General features: G+C 68.2%; 18 protein-coding genes. 9 read left to right on the forward strand and 9 right to left on the reverse strand.

The annotated features are described in order from the left end of the window. Positions 1-34: 34 nt before the first annotated feature. From KTC28_RS07150 to KTC28_RS07160, 3 genes are all read left to right on the forward strand, one after another. The gene (locus KTC28_RS07150; RefSeq protein ID WP_216708270.1) at positions 35-1513 is read left to right on the forward strand and encodes a S41 family peptidase; all 1479 of its coding nucleotides are present in this window, start codon (positions 35-37) and stop codon (positions 1511-1513) included. Between the two features lie 406 nt (positions 1514-1919). Then, positions 1920-2714, forward strand: coding sequence for a CAF17-like 4Fe-4S cluster assembly/insertion protein YgfZ (gene ygfZ / locus KTC28_RS07155; protein WP_216708271.1), 795 nt, complete (start codon positions 1920-1922; stop codon positions 2712-2714). Between the two features lie 124 nt (positions 2715-2838). Further along, positions 2839-4014: a mechanosensitive ion channel family protein gene (locus KTC28_RS07160; RefSeq protein WP_255602345.1), complete on the forward strand. Its 1176-nt coding sequence runs from the start codon at positions 2839-2841 to the stop codon at positions 4012-4014. Here the strand turns inward: KTC28_RS07160 and KTC28_RS07165 are convergent. After that, positions 4011-4769: a Coq4 family protein gene (locus KTC28_RS07165; protein ID WP_255602346.1), complete on the reverse strand. Its 759-nt coding sequence runs from the start codon at positions 4767-4769 to the stop codon at positions 4011-4013. The genes KTC28_RS07160 and KTC28_RS07165 overlap by 4 nt on opposite strands. 53 nt (positions 4770-4822) lie before the next feature. Beyond that, positions 4823-7837, reverse strand: coding sequence for a bifunctional proline dehydrogenase/L-glutamate gamma-semialdehyde dehydrogenase PutA (gene putA, locus KTC28_RS07170; protein ID WP_216708272.1), 3015 nt, complete (start codon positions 7835-7837; stop codon positions 4823-4825). A gap of 91 nt (positions 7838-7928) precedes the next feature. On the opposite strand from putA, the gene KTC28_RS07175 reads away from it, so the two are divergent. Genes KTC28_RS07175 through KTC28_RS07185 form a run of 3 tightly spaced genes read left to right on the forward strand, consistent with a single transcriptional unit; the run spans position 7929 to position 10118 of the window. Then, entirely contained in the window at positions 7929-8387 is a 459-nt protein-coding gene (locus KTC28_RS07175) for a MaoC family dehydratase (protein ID WP_216708273.1), read from the forward strand. Beyond that, on the forward strand, positions 8384-8938 hold the full coding sequence (locus tag KTC28_RS07180; RefSeq protein WP_216708274.1) for a carboxymuconolactone decarboxylase family protein: 555 nt from the start codon (positions 8384-8386) through the stop codon (positions 8936-8938). The genes KTC28_RS07175 and KTC28_RS07180 overlap by 4 nt, the downstream gene beginning before the upstream one ends. A gap of 4 nt (positions 8939-8942) precedes the next feature. Then, entirely contained in the window at positions 8943-10118 is a 1176-nt protein-coding gene (locus KTC28_RS07185) for an acetyl-CoA C-acyltransferase (protein ID WP_216708275.1), read from the forward strand. A 403-nt stretch (positions 10119-10521) separates the two neighbouring features. On the opposite strand, the gene KTC28_RS07190 is transcribed toward KTC28_RS07185, so the two are convergent. After that, positions 10522-10842 (reverse strand): DUF1330 domain-containing protein, encoded by a 321-nt coding sequence (locus KTC28_RS07190; RefSeq protein ID WP_216708276.1) that lies wholly within the window; start codon positions 10840-10842, stop codon positions 10522-10524. Positions 10843-10936: 94 nt separating this feature from the next. On the opposite strand from KTC28_RS07190, the gene KTC28_RS07195 reads away from it, so the two are divergent. After that, positions 10937-13420: a TonB-dependent receptor gene (locus tag KTC28_RS07195; protein WP_216708277.1), complete on the forward strand. Its 2484-nt coding sequence runs from the start codon at positions 10937-10939 to the stop codon at positions 13418-13420. A 306-nt stretch (positions 13421-13726) separates the two neighbouring features. After that, complete coding sequence (locus KTC28_RS22715) at positions 13727-13918, forward strand: SWIB/MDM2 domain-containing protein (RefSeq protein WP_226896310.1); 192 nt, start codon at positions 13727-13729, stop codon at positions 13916-13918. Positions 13919-14071: 153 nt separating this feature from the next. Here the strand turns inward: KTC28_RS22715 and KTC28_RS07205 are convergent, their stop codons facing one another. The 4 genes from KTC28_RS07205 to rsmI form a co-directional block, all read right to left on the reverse strand. Then, entirely contained in the window at positions 14072-14488 is a 417-nt protein-coding gene (locus KTC28_RS07205; RefSeq protein ID WP_223132300.1) for a hypothetical protein, read from the reverse strand. Between the two features lie 38 nt (positions 14489-14526). Next, positions 14527-15477: a glutathione synthase gene (gshB, locus tag KTC28_RS07210; RefSeq protein WP_216708280.1), complete on the reverse strand. Its 951-nt coding sequence runs from the start codon at positions 15475-15477 to the stop codon at positions 14527-14529. 64 nt (positions 15478-15541) lie between these two features. Then, entirely contained in the window at positions 15542-16393 is an 852-nt protein-coding gene (locus KTC28_RS07215) for a SirB1 family protein (protein WP_226896088.1), read from the reverse strand. An 82-nt stretch (positions 16394-16475) separates the two neighbouring features. Further along, entirely contained in the window at positions 16476-17348 is an 873-nt protein-coding gene (rsmI, locus tag KTC28_RS07220) for a 16S rRNA (cytidine(1402)-2'-O)-methyltransferase (RefSeq protein ID WP_255602348.1), read from the reverse strand. On the opposite strand from rsmI, the gene KTC28_RS07225 reads away from it, so the two are divergent. Then, the gene (locus KTC28_RS07225) at positions 17349-18635 is read left to right on the forward strand and encodes a penicillin-binding protein activator (protein WP_226896087.1); all 1287 of its coding nucleotides are present in this window, start codon (positions 17349-17351) and stop codon (positions 18633-18635) included. It begins immediately after the preceding gene. Here KTC28_RS07225 and hemW read toward each other — a convergent pair. Together hemW and KTC28_RS07235 are read right to left on the reverse strand one after the other, a co-directional pair. Continuing rightward, the gene (gene hemW / locus KTC28_RS07230; RefSeq protein ID WP_216708281.1) at positions 18632-19768 is read right to left on the reverse strand and encodes a radical SAM family heme chaperone HemW; all 1137 of its coding nucleotides are present in this window, start codon (positions 19766-19768) and stop codon (positions 18632-18634) included. The two genes, KTC28_RS07225 and hemW, sit on opposite strands and share 4 nt — an antisense overlap. Next, the gene (locus KTC28_RS07235; protein ID WP_216708282.1) at positions 19765-20220 is read right to left on the reverse strand and encodes an SgcJ/EcaC family oxidoreductase; all 456 of its coding nucleotides are present in this window, start codon (positions 20218-20220) and stop codon (positions 19765-19767) included. Before KTC28_RS07235 ends, hemW begins: the two co-directional genes overlap by 4 nt. Positions 20221-20225: the final 5 nt, after the last annotated feature.

Genomic DNA, 20225 nt, shown 5'->3' on the forward strand with positions numbered 1-20225 from the left:
CACGGTGCGGGCATCCCTCTCGGAGCCGATGCCAATGTTCAGTCCCGATCGCCGCCTCGTCCTCGGCGGCATTGCCTGCGCCGCGCTGACCGCGCTCGTTCCGGCGTCGGCGCGCGCGAGCGCAGAGTTGCTCGAGCCCGCGACGATGCGCGGTGACATCGCGGTCCTCACCGACGCCTATACCAGCCTCCACCCCGGCCTCTATCGCTACCTGACCCCGGCGCAGTTCGCCCAAGCGCGCGAGCGGCTCGACCTGATCGCCGCCAAGCCGCTGTCGCGTGGCGATTTCTACCTCGCGCTTTCGGCGTTCACGGCGAGCATCCGGTGCGGGCATAGCTACCCCAACCCATCTAACCAGACCCCGGCGATCACGGCGTTGTTCGACGCCGCCGATCGCCTGCCCTTCGCCTTCATCTGGCTCGACGGACGGATGATCGTGACGCGCGATCTGGGGAGCGGGCACGGGCTCGCTCCCGGCACCGAGGTCGTGACGATCGACGGAATCAATTCGGGCGCGATGCTCGCCCGCATGGTGCCGTACGCGCGCACCGACGGGAGCAACGAAGCGCGTAAGCTCGCCGATCTCGGCATCCCCGGCGATGGTGATCAGCCGAGCTTCGACATCCTGCGCACGCTGATGTTTCCCGCAACGGGGCGATTGGCGCGTCTCGAAGTCCGCTCGGACGGCGCCACGCGGACGATCGATTGCCCGTTATTGTCCGCCGCAGCTCGCGACGCGACGCTCGATCCCAAGTCAACCGCGTCGCCGTACGGCTGGCGGTTCGAACCGCGCGGCGCTGTCGCCGTCTTGACGATGCCGACATGGGCGGTGTTCCACGAGAAATGGGACTGGCAGGGCTTCATCGACACCAGCATCGACACCGCGATCGACCGCAAGCTCACCGGCCTCGTCATCGATCTGCGCGAGAACGGCGGCGGCCTCGATTGCGGCGCGGCGGTGCTGGCGCGCCTGATCACGGCCCCCCTCAAGACCGACAATTACTCGCGGCATGTCCGTTACCGGGCAATTCCCGAGCGTCTGGCACCGTATCTCAAGACATGGGATCGCAGCTTCCGTGATTGGGGAGCGTCGGCGATCGGGCCCGACGCCAACGGCTTCTACACGCTCGACCAGCCCGGCGATGCCACCGACACCGACACGATCCTGCCGGCCAAGCGCCGCTTCACCGGCAGGGTCGCGGTGCTGATCGGGCCGAAGAACGCCTCGGCGACGTTCGGGTTTGCGGCGCTCATCAAGCAGCACCGGCTGGCGACGCTTATCGGCGAGGCGACCGGCGGGAATCTGCGCGGGATCAACGGCGGCGCGTTCTTCTTCGTCAACCTGCCGGGATCGGGGATCGAGGTCGACCTGCCGCTGATCGCCTATTGGCCCGACCGGCCGCAGCCTGATGCCGGCGTCACACCCGATATCGTCGTGCCGCGGCGATTGGCGGATATCGTCAGCGCGCGCGACCCGCAGATGGAGCGCGCGATCGCCGTCGCATCGGCCTGAGCTGCCGGCGGCATTTCCGCTGTCCTACACCCTGCGACTGCGCCTAGGCTTTCGCCTCGACTCGCCATCCACCGGGACGGCGACGCTCTTTCTCATCGTTGGTCTTCGCATTTTTTCCGCGGTTTTCGGCTGTTCGTGTCAGCTCGAAGGGGAAAGCCGAGAACGCAAAACGACTGTCGTTTGTGTGAACTTATTTTGAACTTAGCATCGATCCGCTCTTCCCGCCGTCGGATCGACCCGCCAGCCGCGACCTCCTCAGGGCGTTGCCGCACCCGTGGCAGTGCCCGTTTTCAGGCGATCGGGGTCAGCTTGAAGGGGAAAGCCGGGAACGCAAAATCACCGTCTTCTGTGTGAACTTATTCTGAACTTAGTTGCTATCCGCCCCGCGCCGCCCCAGCTTCGGGCAATGCCCATCGCCCGCCTCACCGACCGCGTCGTCCTTCGTATCGGCGGGGCCGACGCCCGCGCCTACCTGCAGGACCTCGTCACCAACGACGTCGACCGGCTGACCCGCGATACACCCTTATGGGCGGGCCTGCTCAGCGCGCAGGGCAAACCGTTGTTCGACATGATCCTGTTCGATCATGGCGACGTCGAGCCCGGCGCGGTCCTCGTCGACGTCCTCGCCACCGCCGCCGAGGCGCTGGCGAGGCGGCTGACGATGTACCGGCTGCGCCGCGCGGTGACGATCGCCGCCGAACCCGCACTCCACGTCTTCGCCGGATGGGACGAACCGGCGATCGGCCTCCCCGCCGACCCGCAACTGCCTGCGCTCGGCACGCGCTGGATCGCCGACGCCGCCGAGACCAACACCGGGGTCCACGACTATGCCCGCCACCGCCTTGCGCTCGGGGTGCCCGACAGCGCCGACCTGCTGCTCGACCGGATGCTGTGGCTCGAGGCAAACGCGGTCGAGTTGAACGGCGTTAGCTTCACCAAGGGCTGCTATGTCGGGCAGGAGAATACCGCGCGGATGCATCACCGCGACAAGCTCCGCCGCCGCCTGCTGCCGGTGACGATCGACGGCGACGTCGAGAACGGTGTCGCGATTACCGCCGACGGCCTCGCTGCGGGTGAACTTCGCAGCCACGCCGGAACGCGGGGAATCGTCTACCTCAAGGTCGAGGCCGCTGGCCGCCCGCTCGTCGCCGGGAGCGCCACGGTGACGGTCGACTGGCCGAATTGGCTGCCAGTCGATTAGGCTTGTTCCGGGTCCGGCTCTACCGTTAGTCGTGGTGCAACGCCCGCCCTGTTAATCGCGGGTCAACGTACCCGACCGATAAACCCCGGTCGAACCGTCTCTATTCGCAACCGTTAGTCGCTTTATGGCCATCACCCCGCATCCGTTGAACACCGGTCTATCCGGCGATCTGCTCCATATGCCGGACCAGGTCGAGCGGCTGACGTCCAACACGATCGCGTGGCTCCAGACCGACAGCGTCGCCGCGCTGATCGGAATCGGCAGCGCGGTCGTCATCGCGCTGGTGTTACTCGGTATCCGCTTCGGCATCTGCCGCCTGCTCGGGACCGGTCACGACGTCACGACGTGGCAGGGCTTCATCGGGCGGATGGTCCGCAAGACGCGCACCTTCTTCATCGGCGCGCTTGCCGCCGAGATCGCGGTTCGGACCGCCGCACCGCCGGGAGCGCTGCTGAGCTTCATCAAGCTGGTCTTCACTGTTTCCGCCGCGATCCAAGGCGCGATCTGGGTTCGGGAGTTCATCCTCGGCCTCGTCGACCGCCGTGCCGCCTTCGCCGAGGACAAAGCCGCGCTGGCGAGCGCGGGCGGCATCATCCGCGTGCTGGTCAACGTCGTCGTCTGGTCGCTCGCGTTCATCCTCGTGCTCGACAATCTCGGGGTCAACGTCACCGCGCTGGTTGCCGGTCTCGGCGTCGGCGGCATCGCCATCGGTCTCGCCGCGCAGGGCATCTTCGCCGACCTGTTCGCGGCACTGGCGATCCTGTTCGACCGTCCGTTCCGGGTCGGCGACACGATCCGCTGGGGCAGCGTCACCGGCAAGGTCGAGGCGATCGGGCTCAAAACCGTTCGCATCCGCTCGCAGTCGGGCGAACAGGTCGTCGTCGGCAATACCAAGCTGCTCGGCGACCAGATCTCGAACCTCGCCCGGATCGAGGAGCGGCAGGTCATCATGGTGATCGGCGTCACCTACCAGACGAGCAGCGAGCTGCTCGAGTCGATCCCTGCAGAAATCGAGGCGATCGTGAACGCTCGGCCCGAGTGCCGCTTCGACCGCTGTCATTTCGTGCGCTTCGCCGACTCGTCGCTCGATTTCGAGATCGCCTTCTTCAGCGCCGGGCAGTCGTTCAAGACGATGATGGATGCGCGCCACGCGATCGGACTGGCGATCCTGCGGCGGTTCAACGAACTTGGGATCGACTTCGCCTACCCGACGCAGGTGGCGCTGACCGGGCGCGCCGATGGGCGGGTGATCGACCCGCCCGTCGCGTTCGCCATCCCGCCGCAGGGCGCGACGGGCTAGGCGGTCTTGGGCAGCGCGTGATTGCGGGCTGCGACGGGGATGGCATCGAAAAGCGCGGGAGGCCGCAACCCAAGCCGGGCTCGAGCGGCCTCGAGCGGCTCGGCAAGCAACGCCTCGTAATCCTGTCCGGGCAGCCATGCTGCCGATCGTCCGCGGCGATAGCCCTCCCAGATCGCGCGGGCGAACTTGTGTCCCGGCTGGCGCGCACCCCGCAGCGCGGCACCGGTCCCGATCAACGCCCAGCCGAGCGCCTTGGTCTGTGCGTAGGAGAACGCGACGAGGCACGCCTCGCCGAGCCCGGTGAGATCGTAGCCGGTCAGGATGTGCCAAAGGTCGTGCGTATCGCGGATGCGCCGCCCATACCACGCGACCGGGTGGACAAGGTCGATGCCCTCCGGGCGCGCTGCCTGGCGGCTGACGTCGGCAAGGCCATCGGCGCTGATCTGGCCGGCCTCGGTAAAGGCAAGGTAGTGCGCCGCGACGCTGCCGGCGGGATAGGTGGCAAGCGTCGCACGGTCCATCAGCACCTCGGGCAGCTCGCGCCGCTGGTAGGCGATCCGGCCGCCCTGCGCCGTCCGAAGCAGCTGGAGGTACCCATCGCGGGTTGCCCGCCCGTTGAGCGACCGCATGATCTCGAACACCTGGACGGTGTCGTCCTTGTCGGCGAGCAGCCGCCGCACTGCGCGCAAGGCTTTCAGCCAATCACGCTTCGGCGCGGTGATGACGAAGTCGCTGGGAGGCGTCATTGCGTTCATGCGGAGTATCTATACGCAAAAAAGCGATGGGCGCAACCGGAAGCTATTTCCGACTAAATACCGGCTGCATCCTCGATGCTAAGCAGGCTCGCATTGCCGCCAGCACTCGTCGTATCGGTCGACACCACTCGCTCGACGGCGAAGCGCGGCAGGTAATGCGGACCGCCCGCCTTCGGCCCGGTCCCCGAAAGCCCTTCGCCGCCAAAGGGTTGCGAGCCGACAACCGCACCGATCATCGCGCGGTTGACGTACAGGTTCCCGACCCGCGCGGTGGCAGCGACGCGCTCGGCGGAGGAGGCGATGCGGCTGTGGAGTCCCATCGTCAGGCCGTAGCCGCTGGCATTGACCGCCGCGACGGTCGCGTCGAGCTCGCCCGACCGCCATGTCGCGACGTGGAGGATAGGCCCGAACCATTCCTCACGCAGCGCCTCGACGCCCGGCAGCCGGATGATCGTCGGGGCGACGAAGTTGCCCTCTGCCGGAGCCGCGATCGTATGAACCCAGCGATCCTGCTTCGATTGGCGATAGGTTTCGAGACGGTCGAATGCCGCCTCGTCGATGACCGGCCCGACGTCGGTTCGCGGATCACCGGGCGCGCCGACGATCAGCGTGTCCATCGCCCCCTTGAGCATGTCGAGTGTCCGCGCGGCGATATCCTCCTGCAGCAGGAGCAGCCGCAGCGCCGAGCAGCGCTGCCCCGCCGACCGGAAGGCGCTGGTGACGACGTCGACGACGACCTGCTCGGGCAGTGCGGTCGAATCGACGATCATCGCATTGAGCCCCCCGGTCTCGGCGATCAGCGGCACGAGCGGACGGCGGTCGTCGTCGAGCAGCGTCCGGGCGATCGCGCGCGCGGTCCGCGTCGAGCCGGTGAACGCGACCCCCATTATGCGCGGATCACCGACCAGCGCACTGCCGACATCGCCGCCGCCGATGACAAGACGAAGGACATCGGCGGGCACGCCGGCCTCATGGGCGAGCGCGACTGAAGCCGCGGCGATGCGCGGGGTCTGCGGCGCTGGCTTGGCGACGACGGTGTTGCCCGCGGCGAGCGCGGCGGTGACCTGGCCGAGAAAGATCGCCAGCGGGAAGTTCCATGGGGCGATGCAGGCAAAGACGCCGCGCCCCGCCAGCCTAAGTTCGTTGCGCTCGCCGGTCGGGCCGGGAAGGAGCATGGGCACGAAATGCTCGCGGGCCTGCGCGGCATAATAGCGACAGAAGTCGACCGCCTCGCGGACCTCGCCGAGCGCATCGCCGATCGTCTTTTTCGCCTCGTCGACGCACAAGGCCATCAGCTTGGCGCGGTCGCGCTCGAGCAGGTCGCCGAGGCGCTCGAGGATGTCGGCGCGCTTGCCAACTGGGGTCGCGTCCCACGCCGGGAAGGCGGCATGCGCGGCGGCGACGGCGCACGCCACTTGCCCGGTCGAAGGGTCTACATCATTGATCTTAGAGCGCTTGCCGAACAACCGATCGGCCTCGTCGAGGTGCAGGACGTCGCGTTCGACCCGCGCCAAGACCTCGGCATCGGCAAGGTCGAGTCCGCTCGAATTGACCCGGCCCGGGAAAAGGTCGCGCGGCAGCGGGATGCTCGGATGCGGCGTGCCCCCGACCGCCGCGATCCGTACCGCCGGGTCGGCGAGAAGGTCGATATCGCTAACCCCGGCGTCGGCGAGCTGGTGGACGAAGCTCGAGTTCGCGCCGTTCTCGAGCAACCGCCGGACCAGATAGGCGAGCAGGTCGCGGTGCCCGCCGACCGGCGCATAGCTGCGGCAGGCGTAGCCATCTTCACGGACCAGCCGCTCGTACAGCCCCTCGCCCATGCCGTGGAGTCGCTGGAATTCGAAGCCCTCGGGGCCGCCCGCCCATTCGAGGATCGTCGCCACGGTCAGTGCATTATGCGTCGCGAACGCGGGGAAGATGTTCGGCGCGGCGAGCATCTTCGCGGCGCAGGCGAGGTACGATACGTCGGTCGCGGCCTTGCGGGTGAACAGGGGGTAGTCCGCCAAGCCCTCGACTTGGGTGCGCTTGATCTCGCTATCCCAATACGCGCCCTTGACCAACCGGACGCCGAGCTGGCGCGATGTCTCGGCACCCAGCGCCTGCGCCCAGTCGATCACCGCGGCTGCCCGCTTGCCGTAGGCCTGTGCCGCCATGCCGAGGCCGTCCCAGCCGCGCAGTTGCCGGTGCTGCGCGACCGCGGCGATGATATCGAGCGACATGTCGAGTCGCTCGGTTTCCTCGGCGTCAACCGTCAGGCCGATGCCAGCGGCTGCGGCGGCACTTGCCAGTGAGCCAAGCATATCAGTGAGTTCGGGGACGCATGTCGCGGCGTGTGCGGTTTCGTAGCGCGGGTGCAACGCCGACAGCTTGACCGAAATCGAATGGCCCGCGGCCTGGTTCGACGCGCCGATGCGCTGGATCGCGGCGACATAGCTGTCGTAATAGCGCACGGCATCGTCGCGTGTCCGCGCCGCCTCGCCGAGCATGTCGAAGCTGGCAGTGAAGCCCTTGTTATCGCTGTCCGATGCGCGGTCGAGCGCTTCATCGATCGTCCGTCCCATGACAAAGATCTGGCCCATCATCCGCATCGCCGCGCCGACCGCAGTGCGGACGAAGGGCTCGCCCGACCGTGCGATCAGCCGCTGCAACACCGATGCACGCTCGCCCGCACCGACCACCGCACGCGTCAGCACGAGACCCCAGGTCGCTGAATTGACGAGGAGCGAATCAGACTTGCCGGTATGCGCGCCCCAGTCGGCCCCGCCGATCTTGTCGCGGATCAGCAGGTCGGCGGTCGCGGCGTCGGGGACGCGGAGGAACGCCTCGGCGAGGCTGAGCAGCGCGACGCCCTCGGCGGTATTGAGCCGGTATTGCTGGAGGAACCGGTTGACCCACCCGCTCCCCTGCGCCGCGCGCAAGTCGGCGAGGAGGCCGAGCGCGCGGTTCTCGACGGCGGCGCGGGTTGCGGGCGCCAGCGTTGCGGCGGGCAGCAGGCGGGCGAGGACAGCGGGCTCGGGAGCGCGGCGAAGGTCGCGCATCTCGGCGCGGGCGGAGGTGAGGCTGGTCATCCCCGCCTCCTACGCCGTCGCGCCGAGAAATGAAGGGTGACGTTAGCGGCAACCGCGGTTAGGGTGCCGCAAAACACCGGGGAGTGATCGAATGCGCGACAGCCTGCCGCTGGCAGAATACCGTTCGAAGGTCGGGACCGAAGTCGGCGTGTCCGACTGGGTGCTCGTCGACCAGGCGCGGATCGACGCGTTTGCCGAAGCCACCGGCGACCATCAGTTCATCCATGTCGACCCCGTCGCTGCGGCGAAGACCCCGTTCGGCACGACGATCGCCCATGGGTTCCTGACCCTCAGCCTGATCCCGATGATGACTTATAGCTCGGTGCCCGGCGTCGAGGGCGCGAAGATGGGGGTCAATTACGGCCTCAACAAATTGCGCTTCATGGCCCCGGTCAAGTCGGGCAAGCGCGTCCGCGGGCGCTTCACGATGGTCGCGGTCGACGACCGCCCCGACGGCAGCATCCAGACGACGACCTCGGTAACCGTCGAGATCGAAGGCGAGACCAAACCCGCGCTGATCGCCGAGTCGATCGCCCTGATCTACCTGTGAGCCGCATCGGCACCCTGCCGCGCGACGCGTGGCCGCCCGAGTTCGCGACGGCGATGGAGCGGATGACTGCCCCGGGGCGTGACCCGCTCGCGCTGTTTACCGCGGTCGCCCAGAGCCCGCGGGCCTGGGAGCGCTTTGCCGCCGCGTCAATGGCGGGCCCGTCGCCGCTGTCGATGCGCGACCGCGAGGTGGTGATCGACCGGACCGCCGCGAAGACCGGCAACGAGTATGAGTGGGGCATCCACACCAAGGTCTTCGCCAAGAAGGCCGAACTGACCCAAGAGCAGGTCCGTTCGACGTTCGACGGTCATGCCGATGACGGCAACTGGACTGCGCACGACGCCACGCTCATCGCGACGGTCGATGCCCTGCTGGCGCGCAACCGGCTGAGCGACGCCGAGTTTGCGCGGCTGGCGGCCGAGTTCGACACCGCGCAGGTTCTTGAGATCGTCCAACTCGTTGCTTTCTATAACGGTATCGCGCTGATCGTCGGTGCACTCGACCTTCAGCCCGAGGCCGGCATGCCCCGCTTCCCTGACAACAAGGATTAGACCCATGCGTGAAGCTGTCATCGTTTCGACCGCGCGGACCCCGATCGGGCGCGCCTTTCGCGGTGCATTCAACGCCTCGCCGCCGCCGATGCTCGGCGGCCATGCGATCAAGCACGCGGTCGAGCGTGCCGGGATCGACGGGGCGGAGGTCGACGACGTCGTCTGGGGCGCATCGCTCCAGCAGGGCGGACAGGCCCCCAATATCGCCCGGCTGGCGCTGCTTCGCGCCGGGCTGCCGACGAGCGTAAGCGGCCAGTCGATGGACCGGCAGTGCGCGTCGGGGATGATGGCGATCGCGACCGCGGCAAAGCAGATCATCGTCGACGGGATGCAGATTGCGATCGGCGGCGGGCAGGATTCGATCTCGATGGTCCAGACCAACAAGATGCGCATCGACCCCGATCCCGGCCTCCTCGCGATGCATTCGAACGTCTACATGCCGATGATCGACACCGCCGAGGTCGTGGCCAAGCGGTACAGCATCAGCCGCGACCGGCAGGACGAGTATAGCTACCAGTCGCAGATGCGGACCGCCGCCGCGCAACAGGCAGGCCGGTTCGACGCCGAGATCGTGCCGCTGCCGTCGAGCATGGGCATGGCGAACAAGGAAACCGGCGAGGTCACGTTCCACGACGTCACGCTGACCAAGGACGAGGGCAATCGCCCCGAGACCACGCTCGAAGGCTTGAAGGGCCTCAAGCCGGTCCGCGAAGGCGGGGTCATCACTGCCGGCAACGCGTCACAGCTGTCGGACGGCGCGTCGGCGAGCGTGCTGATGGAAGCCGGCGAGGCGTCACGGCGCGGGCTGACCCCGCTCGGGCGCTACGTCGGCATGGCGTCGGCCGGGCTCGACCCCGACGAGATGGGCATCGGCCCGATCTATGCCGTGCCCAAGCTGTTGAAGCGCAACGGCCTGACGATCGACGACATCGACCTGTGGGAATTGAACGAGGCGTTTGCGGTGCAGGTGCTCCACTGTGCCGACGTGCTCGGCATCGACCAGGCGAAGCTCAACGTCAACGGCGGCGCGATCTCGATCGGGCATCCGTACGGCATGTCGGGGGCACGGCTGACGGGTCATGCGCTGATCGAGGGCAAGCGGCGCGGGGCGAAATATGTCGTCGTGACGATGTGCGTCGGCGGCGGCATGGGCGCGGCGGGACTGTTCGAAGTCTATTGAGGAGCGGGCTGCTTACGACCGCAACGGTGCTTCGTGGGGCTGAAAGGTCACACGAAGTTCACGGTTTTGAACATGCATTTTCGTGTCTGACCTCCCCCTGCCTAAGGGCGGGACGGCATCTTCCCCTCCCCTTCAGGGGAGGGGCGAGAGACGCGCCTCTTGGCGTGGCCCGGGGGTGGGGGCTTTCTCGGGCGAAGAGCGCGCGGCGACTCCCCCACCCCCGACCCCTCCCCTGAAGGGGAGGGGAGCAGGAAGAGCAGGGAAGGGAGCCGACTAAGGCGGCGACCAACAATGAGAAAGAACACGGTGCCGGACCCGCGCGGCTCGACTCGCCGGGACCGTAACGTGTTCGCGGGGCTGTAGGACAGCGGAATCAAACGGCGATCGAACCGCCGCCCGCGCGCTACACTGCCTCGAAGATCGCCGCCTGCATCGTCGCCGCGCCGCGCCGCAGCGGCTTCAACTCTTCTTGATACTTCGCCGAGAACCAGAAGCTCTCCGCCGCGGTCCGCGACGGGAAATTGATCATCACCGCGCCGACGCCGTCGGGCCAGCCTTCGAGGCGATTGGCCGGCTGGCCGTCGACCGTCACGACCCCGCCGTGCGCGGCATAGAGTCCCGACTCGGCGAGCGCCTTGGCATACGCCGCCATTTTCCGCGCATCGCTCACCCGCGCGGTAAGCAGCAGGGTGGCGGGCCTCGGCAGATTTTCGGTATCGTTCACGGCTGCTCCACGCTAGGTCGCTGCGGGGGCTATCGGCGGGCCGGCGGCATCTGTCAAAGACGGCGCGCGGCGGTTCAGTAGGGAATGCGACTTGATGGTACGATATCGCCTGGTGACGACGACCGCCGTCATCGCCCTCGCCAGCGCCAGTTTCGGCGGGATAGCCTTTGCCCAGGCCGCGACGCCGGCCGCGACCGCAACTCCGGCGGCGACACCGCCGGCACAGGTCGCCCCCGCCCCAGATGCCCCTATCGATGCAACGACGGTGACGAGCCTGTCGACCGACGTCCTCGCCCAGCGCGGCCTCGTTACGACGCGCGACGTGCTCGAGTACGTCCCCAATTCGGTTAGCGCGTCATTCCCCGGCATCGGCGCGGGCAATATCGACTACATCCGCGGGCTCGGCACGACGTCGGCTGCACCGTCGGTCGGCGCCCCGGTTACGACCTCGATCGATGGCATCTACCTGCCGCGGCAGTCGGCCAACAACTTCGGCTTCTTCGACATCACAGGCGTCGATGTCCGGCGCGGACCGCAGGGGACGACGGGCGGGGCGAACAGCAGCGGCGGGAGCTTCGACGTCAATCTCGCCGAACCCGGCGACCGGATCGCGGGCTATTTCGAAGGCGGCTACGGCAGTTACGAGCGCCGCGAATTCCGCGGTTCGCTCAACATTCCGTTCGGCACCGACATCGCAATCAAGCTGAGCGGATTCTACAACGACGACCACGGCTACGGCATCAACTCGACCACCGGGCAGCGTAATGACGACAGCAACGGCGCGGGCATCCGCGGTGCGCTGCGGATCAACGTCACCGACCGACTGAGCTGGAACGGATCGGTCGCATATCTGCGCAACGACGCCGATAATTTCGCAACCTCCGACTGCGATCCGCGCAACCCGTCGAACTGCAAGGGGCGCTTCCTGACGAGCGGGCTGCGCCAGGGCTATGACACGGCGCATCCGTCGCCGTTCACCGCGCTCGGCGTCACCGGCCGCAAGGCTGGCTTCGGCGCGCAGGACTATGCCGACACGACGTTGGCAACGTCGAAATTCCTGTGGGCGGGCGACGGCTTCAACGTCGCGGTCATCACCGGCTACGCCGACCTCAAGCAGAAATACGCCGCCGACCTGACCGACGGACGCCTCGTCCCCAGCGTCGCGACGCCGTTCCCGGCGGTGGCGGGCTATACCGCCGGCGGATCGACAACGCTAAGCGACGGGTCGACCCACCAGTTCAGCCAGGAGGTCCGCCTCGACGGCAAGGCGTTCGGCGGCTTCCTCGATTACGTCGTCGGGGCCTATTACTCCGACGAGGACGATACCACCGACGTCGCCGACATCCTGACCACCGCCGCCGCGCCCGCACCGCGCGGCAATCCGGGAGTCCTCGCCGACCGAACGCTCCGCACCTCGACCAAGTCGACCGCGGGCTATGCGCAGGTCGACGCCAACGTGACCGATGCGTTCAAGCTGACCGCCGGGGTGCATTACACTGACGAGCGCAAGACGCTCGGGGTCAGCGACAATCGTGCGGGCTGCCTGACGTGCCTCAACACCGCGAGCCTCGTCAGCGGCGGCATCGCCGTGCCGGTCAACCAGTCGACCAAGCTGTGGACCCCACGCGTCGCCGCCAGCTACCAGCTACCCGGTGTCCTCGTTTTCGCCAGCGCGACGCGCGGCTTCACCGGCGGCGGGTGGAACACGCAGGCGATCGTCCCGCAGGCGCTGCTGCCGTACGCCGCGTCGCGCAACTGGACGTACGAGGGCGGGGTCAAGAGCGACCTGTTCGATCACCGGCTCAAGGTCGGCGTCACCGGCTTCTACATCGACGCGAGCAACGTCGCGGTCCCCGTCACCGGCGTCGACCCGGCGTCGGGCGCGCTGTCGTATTCGACCGCAAGCGCGGGCATGCACAATTACGGGGCCGAGTTCGAAGCGACCGCGACGCCGTTTAAGGGGCTCAACCTGTTCGCTAACCTCGGGTATCAGCACGCCCGCTACCGCGTGAACGGCGCGACCGGCGCCGATCGCTTCGGCACGAAGGCGATCGCACAACAACAGGCCGACTGCCGCACCGAACTCGCCGCCAAGCGCGTTCCCGGCGCGCCGTTCGTCGACAACGCCCCCGATTGCGGCAGCGGGCTGGTTGCGGCCGATGGCTCGCTCGCGCGGCCCGACTACACGCCCGACTATAGCGCGGCGGTCGGCGGCACCTTCGACTATGCGATCCCGGCGGCGGGGATCATCCTTCAGCCCGGCGGCAGCGTGATCTACCGGTCGAGCTTCGACACCGGCGCGTCGAACGCGTCGCTGTACACCGGCGGGGTCACCGGCGGCAGCGGCATCACCTATCCGGCCAACCCGTTCGGCGGGACGCTCATCACCGGATCGCGCGCCAAGTCGTATGTCGTCGCCAACGCCGCGCTGGCGATGAAGACCGACGACGGCAATTGGGTGCTCAGCATCGAGTGCAACAACTGCCTCGACCGCAACTATGTCGCGTCGAGCCTTGGTACGGTTGCGTATCTCGCGCCGCCGCGGACATGGCTGTTTCATGCCAAACGGACGTTTTAGGCCGTCATAAAATCGTCGCGCGGGGTAATTGCACCGAAAAGCAAAACGACTAAGGTTCCTCACACGGAACAACGGCGATCATGGCCAGTTGGCACAAGCCCGACCGGGGCAGGGGAGACATTACTGATGGCGACGACACCCAAGACCGCGAAGCCCGCTGCCGACAAGGCACCGGCAGCCAAGAAGGCTCCAGCGGCCAAGAAGGCACCTGCGGCGAAGAAGGAAAAGGCCCCCGTCGACCCGAACGCGCCGAAGAAGGTCGATGCGCTCCAGAAGCCACTCCAGCCCTCGCCCGAACTCGCAGAGATCGTCGGCAAGGACGTGCTTCCGCGCGGCCAGGTCGTGAGCAAGGTGTGGGAATATATCCGCAAGCACAATTTGCAGAACCCCGCCGACAAGCGCGAAATCCTCGCCGACGAGAAGCTGAAGAAGGTTTTCGGGCGCGACAAGTGCACGATGTTCGAGATGAACAAGTATCTCGCCCAGCATTTGAAGTAGGACCAAACGCGGCCCGCGATATCCGAGTAATGCCCTTGCATTATTCGGCTATCGCGGGACTCGCGGCAGGTCCGGCCGGCGAGTCGGTGCACCTTCGCGCCGAGCCCGACCGACGGCGCGGCTTTGCCGCGACCCCTTCCTAACTACCCACCCTCAAGCCACCCGCGGCCCGACCGCGAACCCCCGCACCGGGGAGCAATCCGGCAGTACGATATACCGTGCCGCCCCCGATCGCCGCACCGCGATCCGCAACTCCCCCACCGCAGCGCACGGCCGGTAGGTCCAGACGAATTGCCACTCGTCGGAATATTCGAGCACGCGCCGATTGCCGAAATGCCCCGCCGGCTGCCCGGTCTGCCCGGCATAAGCGGTGAGCAGCCGCGTCGCCCGCGTCTCCGCCTCCGCCCGGTCGATCCGCGGCACCCGCGCGAACCGCAACGCCAGCCAGCCCGCAACGACCAGTATCGTCAGCGCCAGCGCAAAGCGGATGATCGCGCCGCGCGTCATCGCGTGGTGACGGTCGCTAACGAGAGGCGCGGCGCTGGCATGGTCCCAAGTCTGCCCTGCCAAGCCCAGGCGGAACAGCGCGTTGTTGCCGCGCCCCCGGCCTAGCCGCCGATCCGCGCTTTGATCGCATCCCAGATCAGCCCCGGCGTGTCGGTGCCGTTGAAGCGGTCGATCGCGACGATCCCGGTCGGCGAGGTGACGTTGATCTCGGTCAGATAGCCCGCGATGACGTCGATGCCGACGAACACCAGTCCGCGCCGCTTCAACTCCGGCCCGATGCGCGCGCAGATTTCCTCCTCGCGCGGCGTCAGCGCGGTCGCGTGCGCGGCACCGCCGGCGGCGAGGTTCGAGCGGATTTCGCCCGCTTTCGGCAGGCGGTTGATCGCCCCGGTGGCGATGCCGTCGACGAGGACGATGCGCTTGTCGCCCGCCGAGACGTCGGGCAGGAACTTCTGGACCATGAACGGCTCGGGCCAGACGTGGCTGAACAGTTCGACGAGCGCGGCGAGGTTGGCGTCACCGGTGCCGACGTGGAAGACTGCGGTCCCGGCGTTGCCGTAGAGCGGCTTGACGACAACCGCGCCATGTTCCTCGCGAAACGCCGCCGCCTCGTCCAATCGCCGCGTCACCATCGTCGGCGGCATCAGGTCCGGATAGCCGAGGACGAATAATTTCTCGGGCGCATTACGGACCTCGGCGGGGTCGTTGACCACCAAGGTCTCGCCGGCAACGCGCTCGAGCAGATGCGTCGCGGTGATGTACGCCATGTCGAACGGCGGGTCCTGCCGCATCAGCACGACGTCGGTATCGCGCCCCAAATCGATCGTCGTCGTCTCGCCGGTCCAGCGGAAATGCGCGCCCGCGGTCCGCTCGACCGTGAGCGGGCGGGCACGCGCGCGGACCCGGCCCGCGACATAGGTCAGGTCGGTGCTCAGATAGTGCCACAGCGTATGGCCGCGCGACTGCGCCTCTAGCATCAGCGCAAAGGTCGAATCGCCGCCGATGTTGACGGTTTCGATCGGGTCCATCTGGACGGCGACGGTCAGTGACATGCAGGCGGCTCCCGTGGCGTGAGCCGCCGTCGTAGACCCTCGCTCGGGCTTCGCGCCAGTGGGTCTAGCTCGGGCTGCGCGCCAACGCTTCGAGCGCGGCGCGAATCCGCCCGCGCACCGCGGTGTCACGCGTCGTCTCGAGCATCGCGCCGAGCGACATCCGCGCCGCGCCGACCGCACCGGTCAGCTGCTCGAGCCGGGCGCGCTCCCACCACAGGCCGGTGAAGCCCGGCGCAATCAGCGTCATCCGTTCGTGGAGGGTCAGCGCGCGGGCGACATCGCCGCCGCGCCGCGCGCGTGTCGCTTGGTTCGACAACAGCCGGACGAGCGTCGCGCGGTTGCTCAACGCGGTAAGATGGTCGGCGTCGAGCGTGGCCGAGCCGCCGAGCACGCGCGTCAGCACTGCGTTGAGGCCGGTCGGACCGAGCAGGCGGCCGCCGTCGAACGGATCGACCAGCTGCGCGACAGGGTCATGGCCGATGCGGACGAGGACGTGCCCCGGCAGTCCGAGCGGATCGGCCGCCCAGCCGACGCGGCGGGCGAGTGCGACGTACAGGATCGACAGCGTCACCGGTAGGCCAAGCTTGCGGTCGAGCAGTTCGAGCAGGTCGGCGTTGCGCGGGTTGTCGTAATCCTGCGCGTCGCCGGTCATTTCTTCGGACTGGGCGATGAGTTCGGTCAGCGCGCGCGCGCGGCTGCGCGGTGTCGTCAGCCCCGCCGATTCCCGCTGAAGGCGGAGCGCCATGCCCGTCAGGCGGGCGCGGGCGGTGTCGAGCGTCGCGCGTGTGTCGTTGGCGGGCTGGTCGGCGGCGGCGAGCAGCAGCGCTGCATCGGCTAGATCGATCGCGGCGTCGTCGACAAGTCCCAGCCGGGCCAGGTCGCTCGTTCGCAGCATCACGTCACTCGCGCTAGCCATCGCCTCGGTCCCTTCGCGTCACCCTGCCTGTCGTTCCCCAAGTTGTTACAGATTGGAGTGACAATCGCGGCTTGTCGAGCGGCTATCTGGACTTGAGTTCGAGGGCACGCGCGTAAACTGTCTTTCGTGCCACACCGAGCGTCGCGCTGACCTCGGCGACCGCAGCACTGAGCGGGTGCGACACCATGGCAGCGATAAGCGCGGTGTCGAGATCGGCGGCGGACGGCGCGACCGCCTCGCCCGGCGGCCCCACCACGATCACGACTTCACCGCGCGGCGGCGCTTCGGCGTAGCGCGCGCTGAGGCCGAGCAAAGTGCCGTCGACGGTTTCCTCGAACTTCTTGGTGATCTCGCGCGCGACCGCCGCCGGGCGGTCCCCCAGCCGCTCCGCCAGCAGCGCGAGCGTCGCCGACGTCCGCGGCCCGGACTCATAGAATACCAAAGTTGCGCGGACCGCGCCGAGCTCGTCGATCGCCGCCGCCTTCGCGCCGGCCTTCGCGGGAAGAAAGCCGGCGAACAGGAAGCGGTCGGTCGGCAATCCAGCGAGCGTCAGCGCAGCAACCGCAGCGCAAGGCCCGGGAATCGTGATGACTTCGATCCCGGCAGCGCGGGCGTCGCGGACGAGCTTGTACCCTGGGTCGGAGATCAGCGGGGTACCCGCATCGGAGACGAGGGCGACCGCGTCGCAGCGCATTCGCTCGATCAGCGCGGGGCGGACCGCATCGGCATTATGGTCGTGGTACGGCTGCATCGGGACCTTGGCATCGATATGAGCCAGCAGCTTGGCAGTGACGCGCGTGTCCTCGGCGGCGATCAGTGCGACACCCGCAAGGATCCGCGCGGCACGCGGGGACAGGTCACCGAGATTGCCGATCGGGGTTGCGACGATGTAGAGGCCGGGCGACAACGTGCCGGTTAACAAGGCCATGTCTTCAGTGGTCGAGGGAGATTCCATTTGCGTACTCTGGACGGGCTTGGGCCCCGGCGGCAACCGTTAGCGCAGCGGCTGCGGATCGCGGGTGTTGGTCTCGCATTCGTCGCAGCCGCGTGTGCGGGACCGAAGACCCAGACCGGAATGGCTGTCGGGCCGCGTCCGGCCGCTCCCGCCCCGGTCGTGGTGGCAGCGCCCACCCGCGCCCCCGATGCGGCGCGCAACCGTGTTGCGCTGCTCGTGCCGATGACCGGCGCGAACGCCGCTGTCGGCCAGTCGATCGCCAATGCCGCGACGATGGCGCTGCTCGATCTCGGCGATACCCGCATCAACCTCCAGGTCTACGATACCGCGGCGGGTGGCGCCGGCGCGGCGGCGGCGAAGGCGGTCGGCGACGGTGCGAAGCTTTTCCTCGGGCCGTTGCTCGCGGGCGATGTTCGCGCGGTGCAGGGCGTCGCGAGCGCCAACGGCGTGCCGGTCCTGACCTTCTCGAACGACGCCGCGCTCGCGGGCGGCGGCACCTTCGTCATGGGCTTCCAGCCCGGCCAGTCAATCGCGCGCGTCGTCGCCTACGCCCGGTCGCGCGGCGTCGAGCGCTTCGCCGCGCTGGTCCCGTCGGGGGTCTACGGCCAACGCGCGGGGACCGCCTTCCTCCGTGCGGTCGAGGCCGCGGGCGGCAAGGCGGTCGCGGTGACGAGCTATGCCCGGACTTCGGCGGGGCTGCTTGCCGCCGCGCGCAAGCTCACCGATTACGATGCGCGCCACGCCGCCGCCGCCAAAACCGCTGCGCTCCGTCCCGACGGGACGATCGCTTCGGTCAGCCACAATCTCGCGCCGGTCGGGTTCCAGGCGCTGCTGATCGCCGATTCGGGATCGATCGCGGCCGCTGTCGCCCCCGCGCTTGTCCAGTTCGGCGCGACCCCGGTCCTCATCATGGGAACCGAATTGTGGAACAGCGAACCCGCGATCGCCCAGGCTCCGGCGCTCAGCGGCGCGGTGTTTGCCGCCGTCCCCGACGACCGCTTCCACCAGCTCGCGGTGCGCTACAAGGCGAAGTTCGGCGGCGCGCCGTCAAGGCTGGCGAGCTTCGGCTACGACGCGGTGCTGCTGGTCAACGGCGTCGCCGGCAACGGCTGGGCGACCGGCGCGCCATTCCCGCGCGCCGGGCTATCGGCAGCGGGCGGCTTCACGGGGATCGACGGCGTGTTCCGCTTTTCGGGCGCGGGCGTCGCCGAACGCGGGCTCGAGGTCGAGCAGGTCGGGCCGCAGGGCTTCACCGTCGTCGCTGCCGCCCCGAAGGCGCTGAACTAAGCGAGTTCGGCGAGCACCGCATTCACCAGCGGCCGGCCCTTTGGGGTCAGTCGCAGTCCCGCTACATCCGACTCGACGAAGCCGAGCTCGACCAGCCGTGCCAGCCGCGTGCGGTCGATCGAGGCGTCGAGCGCCTCCCCTGTCCGCCGCTCAAAAGTGCTCGCATCGATCCCGTCCGCCAGCCGCAGCCCCATCAGCAGCGCCTCGCGGGCGCGCGTCGCGGGGGGCAGCGGCTCGGTCGTGACGATGCCATGGCCGTGCGCGGCGACCGCGGCGATCCAATTCTCGGGCTTGCGGTGCCGCGCGGTCGCTTCGCCCGCCCGCCGACCGTGTGCCCCCGGGCCGACTCCAACGTAATCGGCGTAGGTCCAGTAAGCTAGGTTGTGGCGGCTCGCCGCGCCTGGGCGGGCGTGGTTCGACACTTCATACGCCGCGATGCCCGCCGCCGCCGTCATCTCGGCCGTCAGGTCGAACAGGTCGGCGGAAATCTCCTCGGGCGGCAGCACCAGTTCGCCCTTGGCGTGGAGCACCGCGTAGCGCGTGCCCGGCTCGATCGTCAGGCCGTAGAGCGACAGATGCTCGGTGCCGAAGGCGAGCGCACGGGTCAGCTCGGTGCTCCACGCCGCTACCGTTTGCCCGGGACGGTCGTAGATCAGGTCGAAGCTGACGCGCGGGAAATGCCGCTGCGCGACGTCGAGCGCCGCCATCCCCTGCGCGAGATCGTGCGGGCGGCCGAGCGCGGCGAGGGCGGCGTCGTCGAGCGCCTGCAGCCCGAGGCTGACGCGGTTGACCCCGGCGGCGGCGAACCCAGCGAAGCGCGCGGCCTCGACGCTTGATGGATTGGCTTCGAGGGTGACCTCGCAGTCGGAATCGATCGGCCAGTTCGCGGCGACGGCAGCGATGATGCGCTCGACCGTTGCCGGGGCCATCAGCGACGGGGTGCCGCCGCCAAAGAAGATGCTGCCGACCGTCCGGCCCGGAGTCAGCGCCGACTCGAACGCGAGGTCGGCGACCAGCGCGTCCGTCCAGCCGGCTTCGTCGATGCTCGCGCGGACGTGGCTGTTGAAGTCGCAGTACGGGCACTTCGAGACACAGAACGGCCAGTGGATATAGACCGCTAGCAGGTCGCTCATCGTGCGGGCGGCGGTCCGGCAGCGGCGGCGATGGCGGCGGCGTTGATCTCGACGTTGTGGAACGCCGCGACCTGCCAGCGGCCATCGGTCTTGACCATGACCTGTTCGAGCCGGGTGCGGAGCGCGCCGTCGACGGGTGAGAAGAATGGGGGCAGGTCGCCAAATCCGGTGACCTCGGTCAGCGTGTCGACGACCGCGACATCGGGGCGGATCATGGCGATGTGGGCGACCGTCTGCCGCAGCGTGCTGCCACGATAGAAGGTCGCGAAGATGTGCTTGTGCTGGCCGATGAAGGGCATCCGCCCGACCGAGAACATGCCGACGACGTTGGTGAAGACGACCTCGTCGGTGACGGGTGCCGCAAAGGCAACGGCGTCGCCCGCGGCCCATGCAGCATCTTCGGCGGCGAGAATGGCAAGAATTGCGGCGCGGTCGCCGTCGGATGCGGTCATGGTCG

This window comes from Polymorphobacter megasporae (assembly GCF_018982885.2).
GTDB classification, from domain to species: Bacteria; Pseudomonadota; Alphaproteobacteria; order Sphingomonadales; family Sphingomonadaceae; genus Polymorphobacter_B; species Polymorphobacter_B megasporae.

Coding starts and splice junctions, on each gene's coding strand:
- KTC28_RS07150 (WP_216708270.1), top strand. CDS start 35: ATGTTCAGTCCCGATCGCCGCCTCGTCCTCGGCGGCATTGCCTGCGCC.
- ygfZ (WP_216708271.1), top strand. CDS start 1,920: ATGCCCATCGCCCGCCTCACCGACCGCGTCGTCCTTCGTATCGGCGGG.
- KTC28_RS07160 (WP_255602345.1), top strand. CDS start 2,839: ATGGCCATCACCCCGCATCCGTTGAACACCGGTCTATCCGGCGATCTG.
- KTC28_RS07165 (WP_255602346.1), bottom strand. CDS start 4,769: ATGAACGCAATGACGCCTCCCAGCGACTTCGTCATCACCGCGCCGAAG.
- putA (WP_216708272.1), bottom strand. CDS start 7,837: ATGACCAGCCTCACCTCCGCCCGCGCCGAGATGCGCGACCTTCGCCGC.
- KTC28_RS07175 (WP_216708273.1), top strand. CDS start 7,929: ATGCGCGACAGCCTGCCGCTGGCAGAATACCGTTCGAAGGTCGGGACC.
- KTC28_RS07185 (WP_216708275.1), top strand. CDS start 8,943: ATGCGTGAAGCTGTCATCGTTTCGACCGCGCGGACCCCGATCGGGCGC.
- KTC28_RS07195 (WP_216708277.1), top strand. CDS start 10,937: ATGGTACGATATCGCCTGGTGACGACGACCGCCGTCATCGCCCTCGCC.
- gshB (WP_216708280.1), bottom strand. CDS start 15,477: ATGTCACTGACCGTCGCCGTCCAGATGGACCCGATCGAAACCGTCAAC.
- KTC28_RS07215 (WP_226896088.1), bottom strand. CDS start 16,393: ATGGCTAGCGCGAGTGACGTGATGCTGCGAACGAGCGACCTGGCCCGG.
- rsmI (WP_255602348.1), bottom strand. CDS start 17,348: ATGGAATCTCCCTCGACCACTGAAGACATGGCCTTGTTAACCGGCACG.
- hemW (WP_216708281.1), bottom strand. CDS start 19,768: ATGAGCGACCTGCTAGCGGTCTATATCCACTGGCCGTTCTGTGTCTCG.
- KTC28_RS07235 (WP_216708282.1), bottom strand. CDS start 20,220: ATGACCGCATCCGACGGCGACCGCGCCGCAATTCTTGCCATTCTCGCC.